The 11,971-nt window shown below is 57.3% G+C and carries 12 protein-coding genes and 1 pseudogene; 6 read left to right on the top strand and 7 right to left on the bottom strand.

Features of this window, described 5'->3' with window-relative positions; all coding sequences use genetic code 11:
- Nucleotides 1-469 (bottom strand): annotated as a pseudogene (locus ENTHG_RS07590) (acyltransferase family protein); the annotation flags it as partial.
- A 287-nt stretch (nucleotides 470-756) separates the two neighbouring features.
- Between ENTHG_RS07590 and lolC the strand changes: the two are divergent.
- Genes lolC through cobB form a run of 5 tightly spaced genes read left to right on the top strand, consistent with a single transcriptional unit; the run spans nucleotide 757 to nucleotide 5,662 of the window.
- Nucleotides 757-1,956 (top strand): lipoprotein-releasing ABC transporter permease subunit LolC, encoded by a 1,200-nt coding sequence (gene lolC / locus ENTHG_RS07585; protein ID WP_044177525.1) that lies wholly within the window; start codon nucleotides 757-759, stop codon nucleotides 1,954-1,956.
- Nucleotides 1,949-2,650, top strand: coding sequence for a lipoprotein-releasing ABC transporter ATP-binding protein LolD (gene lolD, locus ENTHG_RS07580; RefSeq protein WP_044177522.1), 702 nt, complete (start codon nucleotides 1,949-1,951; stop codon nucleotides 2,648-2,650). Before lolC ends, lolD begins: the two co-directional genes overlap by 8 nt.
- Entirely contained in the window at nucleotides 2,650-3,894 is a 1,245-nt protein-coding gene (lolE, locus tag ENTHG_RS07575) for a lipoprotein-releasing ABC transporter permease subunit LolE (RefSeq protein ID WP_044177519.1), read from the top strand. Before lolD ends, lolE begins: the two co-directional genes overlap by 1 nt.
- Nucleotides 3,895-3,913: 19 nt before the next feature.
- Nucleotides 3,914-4,825, top strand: coding sequence for an N-acetylglucosamine kinase (gene nagK, locus ENTHG_RS07570; protein WP_044177517.1), 912 nt, complete (start codon nucleotides 3,914-3,916; stop codon nucleotides 4,823-4,825).
- Nucleotides 4,826-4,840: 15 nt separating this feature from the next.
- Nucleotides 4,841-5,662, top strand: a complete 822-nt coding sequence (gene cobB, locus ENTHG_RS07565; RefSeq protein ID WP_044177515.1) for a Sir2 family NAD+-dependent deacetylase — start codon at nucleotides 4,841-4,843, stop codon at nucleotides 5,660-5,662.
- A gap of 159 nt (nucleotides 5,663-5,821) precedes the next feature.
- Here the strand turns inward: cobB and ENTHG_RS07560 are convergent, their stop codons facing one another.
- The 6 genes from ENTHG_RS07560 to potA form a co-directional block, all read right to left on the bottom strand.
- Nucleotides 5,822-6,613, bottom strand: coding sequence for a TPM domain-containing protein (locus ENTHG_RS07560; protein WP_044177512.1), 792 nt, complete (start codon nucleotides 6,611-6,613; stop codon nucleotides 5,822-5,824).
- The gene (locus ENTHG_RS07555) at nucleotides 6,610-7,071 is read right to left on the bottom strand and encodes a DUF3592 domain-containing protein (RefSeq protein WP_044177509.1); all 462 of its coding nucleotides are present in this window, start codon (nucleotides 7,069-7,071) and stop codon (nucleotides 6,610-6,612) included. The genes ENTHG_RS07560 and ENTHG_RS07555 overlap by 4 nt, the downstream gene beginning before the upstream one ends.
- 63 nt (nucleotides 7,072-7,134) lie before the next feature.
- Complete coding sequence (gene potD, locus ENTHG_RS07550) at nucleotides 7,135-8,181, bottom strand: spermidine/putrescine ABC transporter substrate-binding protein PotD (protein ID WP_044177506.1); 1,047 nt, start codon at nucleotides 8,179-8,181, stop codon at nucleotides 7,135-7,137.
- Nucleotides 8,182-8,221: 40 nt separating this feature from the next.
- On the bottom strand, nucleotides 8,222-9,013 hold the full coding sequence (gene potC, locus ENTHG_RS07545; protein ID WP_044177503.1) for a spermidine/putrescine ABC transporter permease PotC: 792 nt from the start codon (nucleotides 9,011-9,013) through the stop codon (nucleotides 8,222-8,224).
- Entirely contained in the window at nucleotides 9,010-9,867 is an 858-nt protein-coding gene (gene potB, locus ENTHG_RS07540) for a spermidine/putrescine ABC transporter permease PotB (protein WP_044177500.1), read from the bottom strand. The genes potC and potB overlap by 4 nt, the downstream gene beginning before the upstream one ends.
- Nucleotides 9,851-10,987 (bottom strand): spermidine/putrescine ABC transporter ATP-binding protein PotA, encoded by a 1,137-nt coding sequence (gene potA, locus ENTHG_RS07535; RefSeq protein ID WP_044177497.1) that lies wholly within the window; start codon nucleotides 10,985-10,987, stop codon nucleotides 9,851-9,853. The genes potB and potA overlap by 17 nt, the downstream gene beginning before the upstream one ends.
- A 274-nt stretch (nucleotides 10,988-11,261) precedes the next feature.
- On the opposite strand from potA, the gene pepT reads away from it, so the two are divergent.
- Nucleotides 11,262-11,971: peptidase T (gene pepT, locus ENTHG_RS07530; RefSeq protein ID WP_044179121.1), on the top strand; the 710-nt coding region annotated here is incomplete at its 3' end.

Raw genomic sequence — 11,971 nt, 5'->3', positions numbered from 1 at the left:
CAGAGCACAAAATAGACCACCAGCGCGTAGAGATACCACAGGCTGGTACTGGCGGTGAGCATGCCCCAGGCGAACCCCTGCACGCTATCGGCATAGGCGGCGTTAGCGGCGTTGCTCAGATCGCGCTCCGGGGCCAGCCAGGCGTTAATCTGGCTGAGCGCCAGCCACTGCAAAATGCCCCACAGCACCAGCACCCAGACAATACTCCAGATGCGCTTGTCGATGGTCTCCTTCCACGGCACCTCATCGATATAGCGGCGAATCAGATAACCCGAAATAAAAAGAAGACCGGCATACGAAAGGGCGCGAGATAGAGATTAAAGTAGATCCAGCATTTGGCGAGGGTTTCCGACCACGGGTGGCCAAACGCGGTGAGATGCGGATAAAAAGTAATAACAGAGTGATAGATAACGACCAGGCAGATACATAACCCTTTGATCTGATTAATCCATAACGCCTTTTGTTTCATAGTGCGGTGCCATTAACGTTGCCAGAATTCAGGCCGTTAATCCTGGCGACCGCGCCGGGCGCTGTAACGGTAAAGAGTCTGTATTTCCGCTTTTTTAAGAAAAGTGCAGGCTGCGGTGAGAAAATCATCATGCACGCGGCATTAACAGCGCGGGGCGGGCAAGTAGCAATTTGATTTATCGGATTTTTTCCCGCCGCCTGAGACCGCTGCTTACCGTTTCATTCATTTACGCTCTCTGCTTTCGCTTATATACTTCGGAGTCTGCCACCAGCAATCAGACGGATTTCATGTACCAACCAGTCACGCTTTTTATCGGCCTGCGCTATATGCGCGGGCGCGCAGCCGACCGTTTCGGTCGTTTCGTTTCCTGGCTGTCGACCATTGGCATTACGCTTGGCGTAATGGCGCTGGTGACCGTCCTGTCGGTCATGAATGGCTTTGAGCGCGAATTGCAAAATAACATTCTCGGGCTGATGCCCCAGGCCGTACTCTCCGCGCAAAAGGGCTCCCTTAACCCGCAACAGCTGCCCGCCAGCGAGGTCAAACTGCAGGGCGTGAACCGCGTCGCGCCGCTGACCACCGGCGATGTGGTGCTGCAAAGCGCGCGCAGCGTGGCGGTAGGGGTGATGTTGGGCATTGACCCGGCGCAAAAAGATCCGCTCACGCCTTACCTGGTCAATGTGCAGCAGTCCGCGCTGCAGGCCGGGCAGTATCAGGTGATCCTCGGAGAGGGGCTTGCCGGGCAGTTGGGGGTCAATCGTGGCGATCAAATCCGCGTTATGGTGCCTTCCGCCAGCCAGTTTACCCCGATGGGGCGGCTGCCGAGCCAGCGCCTGTTTACCGTGATCGGCACTTTTGCTGCCAACAGCGAAGTGGATGATTATCAGATGCTGGTGAACATTGACGACGCCTCGCGTCTGATGCGCTATCCCGCCGGTAATATTACCGGCTGGCGGCTATGGCTGGACGCGCCGTTACAGGTTGATACCCTCAGCCAGCAGCCATTGCCGGACGGCACCAAATGGCAGGACTGGCGCGATCGCAAAGGTGAACTGTTCCAGGCCGTGCGCATGGAAAAAAATATGATGGGGCTGCTGCTGAGCCTGATCATCGCCGTCGCGGCCTTTAATATCATCACCTCGCTGGGGCTGATGGTGATGGAAAAACAGGGCGAGGTCGCCATTTTACAGACTCAGGGGCTGACGCCGCGCCAGATTATGGCCGTGTTTATGGTGCAGGGGGCCAGCGCGGGCATTATCGGCGCGCTGCTTGGCGCCGTGCTTGGCGCGCTGTTAGCCAGCCAGCTCAATAACCTGATGCCGGTTATCGGCGCGCTGCTGGACGGCGCGGCCCTGCCGGTGGCTATCGAGCCGTTGCAGGTCGTCATGATAGCGCTGGTGGCGATGGCCATCGCGCTGCTGTCAACGCTTTATCCTTCCTGGCGCGCCGCCGCCACCCAACCCGCTGAGGCTTTACGTTATGAATAAGATCCTGTTGCAATGCGACAACCTGTGCAAACGCTATCAGGAAGGGAAGGTGCAGACTGACGTCCTGCACGATGTAAGCTTTAGCGTGGCCGAGGGCGATCTGCTGGCGATTGTCGGCAGTTCCGGCTCCGGCAAAAGTACGCTGTTGCACCTGCTCGGCGGGCTGGATACGCCCACCTCCGGGGAGGTGATTTTCAACGGCCAGCCGATGAGCAAACTCTCTTCCGCGGCCAAAGCCGAACTGCGCAACCGCGAGCTGGGCTTTATCTACCAGTTCCACCATCTGCTGCCCGATTTTACCGCACTGGAAAACGTCGCCATGCCGCTGCTGATTGGCAAGCAGAAACCCAAAGAGATCGACACCCGCGCGCGGGAGATGCTGCGCGCCGTGGGGCTGGAGCACCGGGCAAGTCACCGTCCTTCTGAACTTTCCGGGGGCGAACGTCAGCGGGTGGCCATTGCCCGCGCGCTGGTCAACAATCCCCGGCTGGTGCTGGCGGACGAACCGACCGGTAACCTCGACGCCCGCAACGCCGACAGCATCTTCCAACTGCTGGGCGAACTGAATGTCTCCCAGGGGACGGCCTTTTTAGTGGTGACGCACGATCTGCAGCTGGCCCGGCGGATGAACCGCCAGCTGGAGATGCGCGACGGGCGTCTCAACCCCGAGCTGACGCTGATGGGAGCGGATTAATGGCGTCTCCACTCTCTTTACTGATTGGCCTGCGCTTTAGCCGGGGCCGTCGCCGCAGCGGCATGGTATCGCTGATTTCCGTTATCTCCACGGTGGGCATCGCCCTTGGCGTTGCGGTACTGATCGTCGGCTTAAGCGCGATGAACGGTTTTGAGCGCGAGCTCAATAACCGCATTCTGGCGGTGGTGCCGCACGGTGAAATAGAGCCGGTGAACCAGCCGTGGAATAACTGGAACGAGGCGCTGGCGAAGGTAGAAAAAGTACCGGGCATTGCCGCCGCCGCGCCGTACATTAATTTTACCGGGCTGGTGGAGAGCGGAACCAACCTGCGCGCCATTCAGGTAAAAGGGGTCAACCCGGAGCAGGAGTCGCGCCTGAGCGCGCTGCCGCATTTCGTGCAGGGCGATGCCTGGCGTAATTTTAAGGCGGGCGAGCAGCAGATTATCCTCGGCAAAGGAGTGGCGGACGCGCTCAACGTGAAGCAGGGCGGCTGGGTATCGATCATGATCCCTAACGCCAACAGCGATCATAAATTACAGCAGCCGAAGCGGGTGCGCCTGCACGTGACCGGCGTGCTGCAGCTGAGCGGTCAACTTGACCACGCCTTTGCGATGATCCCGATGCAGGACGCGCAGCAGTATCTGGACATGGGCAGCAGCATTACCGGTATCGCCATCAAGGTCAACGATGTCTTTAACGCCAATACGCTGGTGCGCAGCGCGGGCGAAGTGACCGACAGCTATGTCTATATCAAAAGCTGGATCGGCAAGTACGGCTATATGTATCGTGATATTCAGATGATCCGCGCCATTATGTATCTGGCGATGGTGCTGGTGATCGGCGTGGCCTGTTTCAATATTGTCTCAACCCTGGTGATGGCAGTAAAAGACAAAAGCAGCGATATCGCCGTGCTGCGAACGCTGGGGGCCAAAGACAGCCTGATCCGCGCGATCTTCGTCTGGTACGGGCTGCTGGCGGGGCTGCTGGGCAGCGTGATCGGCGCGGTTATCGGCGTGGTGCTTTCGCTACAGCTTACGCCGATTATTCACCAGATTGAGCGCCTGACCGGCCATCAGTTCCTCTCCGGCGATATCTACTTTATTGATTTCCTGCCATCGGAACTGCACGTGCTGGATGTCGTCTACGTGCTGGTCACCGCGCTGGTGCTGAGCCTGCTGGCAAGCTGGTATCCGGCGCGGCGGGCAAGCAATATCGACCCGGCCAGAGTGCTGAGCGGACAATAAGCGAGTTTCAGGGAGGGCTATGTATTACGGATTAGATATTGGCGGCAGTAAGATGGCGCTGGGGGTCTATGACGCCAGCCGTCGTCTGCAGTGGGAAACGCGCGTTGCTACGCCAACGGAGAGTTACGACGCTTTTCTGCAGGCGGTGACCGCGCTGGTGGCCACCGCCGACGCCCGCTTCGGTGAAAAGGGCAGCGTGGGGATCGGTATTCCGGGCATGCCGGAAACGGCTGACGGCACTCTTTACGCCGCCAACGTTCCCGCCGCCAGCGGCAGGCCGTTGCGCCGCGACCTTTGCGAGCTGCTGGGAAGGGATGTCCGTCTGGATAACGACGCCAACTGTTTTGCCCTCTCCGAGGCGTGGGATGATGAGTTCAGACAGTACCCGATCGTGATGGGGCTGATTCTGGGCACCGGGGTCGGCGGCGGCATCGTCGCCCATGGCCGGAGCCTGAAAGGGCGCAGCTACATTACCGGCGAATTTGGTCACATCCGCCTGCCGGTGGATGCGTTAACCCTGATGGGGTTTGATTTCCCGCTCACGCGCTGCGGCTGTGGGAAACTGGGCTGCATTGAAAATTACCTTTCCGGGCGGGGATTCGCCTGGCTGTATCAGCATTTTTACCAGCAGTCGCTCAGCGCGCCGGAAATTATCGCCCGGCTGGAGCAGGGTGACAGTAAAGCAAAAGCGCACGTTGAACGCTATGCTTCCCTGCTGGCGGTCTGTCTCGGTAATATACTGACCATCGTAGACCCGGATTTACTGGTGATTGGCGGCGGGCTTTCGCATTTTTCCGCCCTGACCACGCTACTGGCGGAACGTTTACCGCCGCACCTGCTGCCCGTTGCCCGCCTGCCGCGTATCGAACGTGCGCGCCATGGCGATGCGGGCGGTATGCGCGGCGCCGCCTTCCTTCATCTTACCGATTAATCCTGAGAGGGTGATATGCAGTCTCGTCGGTCACATCGTCTCAGCCGGTTTCGTCGTAATAAACGCCGTTTGCGCGAACGCCTGCGTCAGCGGATCTTTTTCAGAGATAACGTGGTGCCGGAAGTGATGGATAAACCAAGAGTCGTGGTACTGACCGGAGCGGGCATCTCCGCCGAGTCAGGTATTCGAACGTTCCGCGCGGCCGACGGGCTGTGGGAAGAGCATCATGTGGAAGACGTGGCGACGCCGGAAGGCTTCGCCCGCAACCCGCAGCTGGTGCAATCTTTTTATAATGCCCGCCGCAGGCAGCTACAACAGCCGGAGATTGCCCCCAATGCCGCCCATCTGGCGCTGGCGCAGCTTGAAGCCGCGCTGGGCGACCGCTTTTTGCTGGTGACGCAAAATATCGACAATCTCCATGAACGTGCGGGTAATCACAACGTGCTGCATATGCACGGCGAGCTGTTAAAGGTACGCTGCGCCCGGAGTGGACAGGTGCTGGAGTGGACCGGGGACGTGACGCCGGAAGATAAATGCCATTGCTGCCAGTTCCCTTCGCCGCTGCGCCCGCATGTGGTCTGGTTTGGTGAAATGCCGCTGGGGATGGATGAAATTTACGCCGCCCTCGCTATGGCCGATGTCTTCATTGCCATTGGCACCTCCGGCCACGTTTACCCCGCCGCCGGTTTTGTGCATGAAGCGAAACTGCAGGGGGCGCACACCGTCGAGCTTAATCTGGAGCCAAGCCAGGTGGGCAGCGAGTTTGCCGAGAAACATTACGGCCTTGCCAGTGAAGTGGTGCCGCACTATGTGGATAAGCTTCTGAAAGGGCTGTAAAAGCCCTCTCCCAAAAGGTGAAGGCGTTTTCCCGGGTACGCTCACGCTTTACGGATCAATTCCCTCTCCCCTTTGGGGAGAGGGTCAGGGTGAGGGGAACATGCGGCTCAGTCCCGTCCCCGATAAGGCAACGCCGCATCCGGAAAACCCTGCGAGCCTCTACTTACCCTGCGCATGCCGTTTCCTTGTCCACAGCCATACCGCGAAAAACGTTGCTGCGCCAATCAGCAGCGCCCACCCCAGGGAGATATTCGCAACCGACACCGCCCGGTTAGCCAGCCACAGGCACAACGCCTGCCAGCCAATATTGCCGATGGCCATTGCCAGGGTGAATTTCATCGCGTAGCGAAAACGGCTGGTGTAGTTAAAAAGCATCATAAAGGCTATCCAGGCGCAGGCCCACGCCAGAAAACCAAAGCTGTTGCCGGCAATGCTGTCCGGCCCGTCCTGTTCCGGCGGCGGATACCATCTCAGAGGCGGCGTCGGCTGGTTTGTCAGCGCCGCTTCCAGCACATCCAGCGCGGTGTTAACGCCCTGAAACATCAGGCCGCGATGAAAGTACGCCAGCGTCTGGTTTTCGACCATCAAGTGCAATATGTGGTCCGGCAGTGGCTGCGCCGCCTGATAGCTGCCGACCAGCAGCACCTGTGGCTTTTTGGTCGTCACCACAATCAGCACGCTGCCTTTCAGTTCCGGCTGGTTTGCCGTCGCATGCGCCAGCATTCTTTTGCCGTCACGCAGCAGGCTTGCCTCATTCATGGCGGGAACCACCAGAATATAGGGCGCTATTCCGGTGCGCTGGCGGAAAAGTTCTGCTTTATGGGTAAGCATCTCCGCGCCGGGAACCGTACCGGTGACATCGGTAAAGAGAGTTCGCATTATTGGCACCGGCGTGGCGCTGAGCGCCGCCAGCGGCAGAAGTAGCGCGAGCAGAATGATGAGCCTTTTCATTTGCGCCCCCTCCGTTTCGTCCGTCGCTTTTTGCGCGGGGAATCACATAAGAACAGCGCGACGGCGATGAAAACAACCCCGCCGATGGTAAACAGCCCCCAGGCAAAGGCGTTAACCCACAGGCTGTTAATCTCCGCCTTATGTGGCTGACCCGGCGGGAAGACCACCTCCACCGTATCGCCTTCGCTATGTTCATAAAAAACGCTGCCGATGGCGGATTCAAAAACCAGGGTATATTGCGGGGTAGGGCGAAACGCCACCACCGGGAAGCAGGTGCCGCTGCTGTCGACGCGATCGGGGTGGTGGTTGCGCCAGACGGTGTCGACGATCAGGCCCTCGGTGTGTACGGCGTCGCGGGCGTCATGAAACTGCGAGTAAAAAATGGCGGCGGCGATGAGCAACATGACAATGCCCAGCGCGGTAAAAATGCGGCGAAAAACCTTCGCGTCCTGCTGCATGCGTACCCTTCCTTTGTCTACGCAAAAGAGGCCGGGCATCCGCGCCCGGCCTGGATGCAGAACTTAACGTCCTGCTTTCAGCTTCTGATAATACTCTTCGTAAATGCGGCTGGCATCGCCCACGTCGTTCTGCCATTCGCCTTTACTGATGGTTTCGGCATCCGGATAGAGCGATTTATCACCGGCGACCTCCGGGCTTAACTGCTTGCGCGCCGCCAGGTTTGGCGTCGGGTAGCCGATGGTCTCCGCAACCTCTTTTGCCACTTCCGGGCGCAGCAGGAAGTTAATCAATTTCAGCGCGCCTTCTTTGTTTTTGGCGTTTGCCGGAATCGCAAGGCTGTCCATCCAGAAGATGCCGCCTTCTTTCGGCCAAACCACCTCAAGCGGCGTACCTGCCTGACGCGCTACCCAGGCGGAGCCGTTCCATACCATACCGAGATTTACTTCCCCTTCCATATAAGGGTTAGCCGGGTTATCCGAGTTGAAGGCCGCCACGTTTGGCATCAGCTTTTTCAGCTCGTTATAAGCCGCCTCAATCTCTTTCGGGTCGGTGGTGTTGCCGGAGTAGCCCAGCTTACGCAACGCAACCTGGAAAACTTCACGGGCGTCATCGGTCAGCAGCAGGCCGCCTTTGTATTCCGGCTTCCACAGATCCGCCCAGCTGGTGACCGTTTTCGGGTCGATGGCATCGCTGTTCACGCCGATAGCGGTAGCGCCCCAGATATAGGGAATAGAGTAGTCGTTATTGGGATCGAACGGTTTGTTCAGCATTTCCGGGTCAAGATTGTTGAAATTGCTGAGCTGGCTTTTATCAATCTTCTGGATCATTCCCTCTTTACGCATTTTATCCACGTAATAGGTCGAGGGCACCACCAGATCGTAAGCGCCGTCTTTATAGGTTTTCAGCTTGGCGTACATGGTTTCATTCGACTCATAGGTCGAATAGATGACCTTAATGCCGGTCTCTTTAGTGAACTGTTCCAGCAGGCCTGGCGGCACATACTCGGTCCAGTTATAGAAGTAGATCGTTTTGCTATCATCCGCATGCGCGGCGCTCATGCCGATTGCCAGAGCACCCGCCGCGAGCAGGTGGCGTGACCATTTTTTCATTCGAACGTCCCCTGAGTCTGAGCCTGTCTTGCAGGCATGATTACGCCTGGCGAGCCAGGCTGCGTGTTTTATCACGTGCGATTAACTGGCTGGCGACAACCATCACCAGCGACAGAACCAACAGAACAGTCGCCAGCGCATTCACTTCTGGCGATACTCCCACTTTCACCATCGAATAGATCTTCAACGGTAAAATTTCATATCCCGGCCCGGTAACGAATGAGGAGACCACCACATCGTCCATCGACAGGGTAAAGCTCAGCAGCCAGCCTGCGGCAACGGCGGGCAGCGCCAGCGGCAGGATGATTTTACGCAGGATGGTCATTTCGCTGGCGCCCAGATCTTTCGCCGCTTCCAGCATCCGCACGTCAAAACCTTTCAGGCGCGAATAGACGGTGACCACCACAAACGGCAGGCAGAAGGTAATGTGTGAAAAGAGCAGCGACCAGAAGCCGAGCTGAACGCCAATCAGCATAAACAGCACCAGCAGCGAAATGGCCATCACAATATCCGGCGACATCATCACCACAAACAGCATGCCGCTGACGAAGGGTTTGCCGCGAAAGCGATAGCGGAAGAGCGCCACCGCGGTCAGCGAACCGATGACGGTGGCGAAGGTTGCTGAGAGCACCGCCATGGTCAGGGAGTGCTGTGCCGCCTGCAGCAGGCTGTCGTTATTGACCAGCAGGCTGTACCATTTTGTGGTGAAGCCCTGCCAGTTAATACCGAAGCGTGAACTGTTAAACGAGTTCACAATCAAGATAATGATTGGAATATAGAGATAAGCGTAAATGGCGGTCATAAAACCGCCGCGCAGCAGTCGACCCATCATTCCAGCTCCACCTTTTTATTCAGCAGTCGCGCGGCGCGCCAGTAGACCAGCAACAGCAGCCCCATAATCACCGTCAGGGTAATGCTGGTCGCCGCGCCGAACGGCCAGTCGCGGATATTGAGGAACTGGCTTTTGATAACGTTGCCGATAAGCAAGTTTTTCGCGCCGCCCATTAAATCGGAGACGTAAAAAAGCCCCATCGCCGGCAGCATAACCAGCAGGCAACCGGCAATGATCCCTGGCATGGTCAGCGGGATAATAATGCGCAAAAAGGTTTGCAGCTTGCCAGCACCCAGATCTTTTGCCGCCTCCAGCAGCGGTTTATCCAGCTTCTCAATGCTTGAGTAGAGCGGCATCACCATAAACGGCAGCAGGATATAGACCAGCCCGATAATCACCGCCGCCGGGGTATACATAATGCGCAGCGGCGTTTCGATAACCCCCAGCCAGAGCAGGAACTCGTTGAGGTAGCCGCGGGTGCTGAGGAATATCTTTAAGCCGTAGATGCGGATAAGCGAGTTGGTCCAGAAAGGCACAATCAGCAGAAACAGCAGCAGCGGGCGCACTTTCGCAGGCAGTTTCGCCAGAAACCAGGCGAAGGGATAGCCCAGCGCCAGGCAGGCGAGGGTGGCTATCACCGCCATATTCAGCGAATGCAGCAGCACCTCGGCATACAGCGGGTCAAGTAGCCGCGCATAGTTATCCAGCGAAAAGACCATCGCCACGAAATGGGCGTCGTCGCGGGTTAAAAAGCTGGTGGCGATGATCATCAGGTTGGGCAGAAAGACAAACAGCACAAGCCAACCGACGATTGTGGCGATCACCACCTTCTGGAATTTACTTGTGCTCTTCATCAGCCAGTACGACCTCCCAGCTCTCTACCCAGTTGATCGCCATTTTCTGGTCCAGCGAGTGGTCGAAGTCCGGATCGTCTTCATTAAAGAATTCGCTAACCAGCACCATCTTGCCGTTTTCCAGCTCCACCACTGACTCCAGGGTCATGCCCTTGTAGTTACGCTCGCGGACGTAGCCGATAAGTCCTTCCACCTCGGTGGCGTCGTTAATCTCTTCAACGCGCAAATCTTCCGGGCGCAGCATAACGTGCAGCGGCTGGCCTTTCTCAACCGGGAAGGTGACGTAAATATTGCACTCGCGCCCTTCGACGCTGGCCCGTACGCGCTGGTCGTCCAGCCGTTCAATCACGGTGGCGTTGAAGATGTTGATCTCGCCGATAAAGCTGGCCACAAACAGATTCTTCGGCTCTTCGTAAATTTCACGCGGCGTGCCGTCCTGTTCTATCTTACCGTCGCGCATCACTACGATGCGGTCCGACATGGTCAGCGCTTCTTCCTGATCGTGGGTAACAAAGACAAAAGTGATACCGAGCTTACGCTGCAACGCTTTGAGCTCGTTCTGCATCTGCTTGCGCAGCTTGTAATCCAGGGCGGAGAGGGACTCATCCAGCAACAGCAGGCGCGGTTTATTGACCACGGCGCGGGCGATAGCCACTCGCTGCTGCTGGCCGCCGGAAAGCTGGTGGGGCTTGCGCGTGGCGAAATCATCAAGCTGCACCATCCGCAGCGCTTCCATCACCCGGGGGGTAATCTCAGATGAGGGGGTTTTTTGCATCCGCAGGCCGAAGGCGACGTTGTCGAAGACGGTCATATGGGGAAACAGCGCGTAGCTTTGAAAGACGGTGTTGACATGGCGGTGTTCCGCCGGAACGTGGGTGATATCCCGATCGTCAAGTTTGATATGACCGACATCCACGCTTTCCAGCCCGGCAATCAGGCGCAGCACTGTCGTTTTGCCGCAGCCGGAAGGGCCCAGCAGCGTAAGAAATTCGCCGTTGTTGATGGTCAGGTTGAAATCAGAGATGACCTCTTTGCCATCAAAGCCTTTGCTCAGATCCACCAGTTTCACCAGCGGAGAGGGCGAACGCGGTTGTTTATTCAATTTTTTACTCTGTCCCATGGCAACGCATCGGATGAGGCTCCGGATGCGGGGTTTGTGGTTAACCACCTTAGGGTCTGACACATTAATGAAGGCCTGGCATTCTACGGCAAACCACTGAAATCGCCAATCGTTGATCGTAACGACGCGCCCAAAACCTGATTTTCTCAGCTACGTTTAACGGAGCAAAGCAAAATGAAAAAGTTCTCGTTTACGGGGTAAAAGTGACCTGACGCAATATTTGTGTTTTCGGGCTTACTGATAATGTTGTGACATTTAGCGAGGGGTGGTACGCATGGATAAATTATTAGAGCGTTTTTTACAATATGTTGCGCTGGATACCCAATCGAAGCCGGGCGTGCGCCAGGTGCCGAGCACCGAAGGGCAGTGGAAGCTCCTGCGCCTGCTCCAGCAACAGCTTGAAGAGATGGGGCTAAAAAACGTCACGCTGAGCGAAAAAGGCACGGTGATGGCGACGCTGCCCTCCAACGTTAACAAGCCGGTACCGGCCATCGGTTTTATCTCCCATGTCGATACCTCGCCAGACTGCAGCGGTAAAAACGTTAACCCGCAAATTGTCGAAAACTACCGCGGCGGCGATATCGCGCTGGGCGTGGGCGATGAAATACTGTCGCCGGTGATGTTCCCGGTGCTGCACCAGTTGCTGGGGCAGACGCTTATCACCACCGACGGCAAAACCCTGCTGGGGGCCGATGATAAAGCGGGCGTCGCGGAAATCATGACCGCGCTGGCGGTGCTCAAGCAGACCAATGTGCCGCATGGCGATATTCACGTCGCCTTCACCCCCGACGAAGAAGTAGGTAAAGGGGCAAAACATTTTGACGTGGCGGCGTTCGGCGCGAAATGGGCCTATACCGTTGACGGCGGCGGCGTGGGCGAGCTGGAGTACGAAAACTTTAATGCCGCTTCGGTCACCATCAAAATCGTCGGTAATAACGTGCATCCCGGCACCGCAAAAGGGGTCATGGTCAATGCGCTGACGCT

Source organism: Phytobacter massiliensis JC163 (genome assembly GCF_000321045.1).
Classification (GTDB): domain Bacteria; phylum Pseudomonadota; class Gammaproteobacteria; order Enterobacterales; family Enterobacteriaceae; genus Phytobacter_A; species Phytobacter_A massiliensis.
This window is presented reverse-complemented; position numbering and strand designations above follow the sequence as displayed.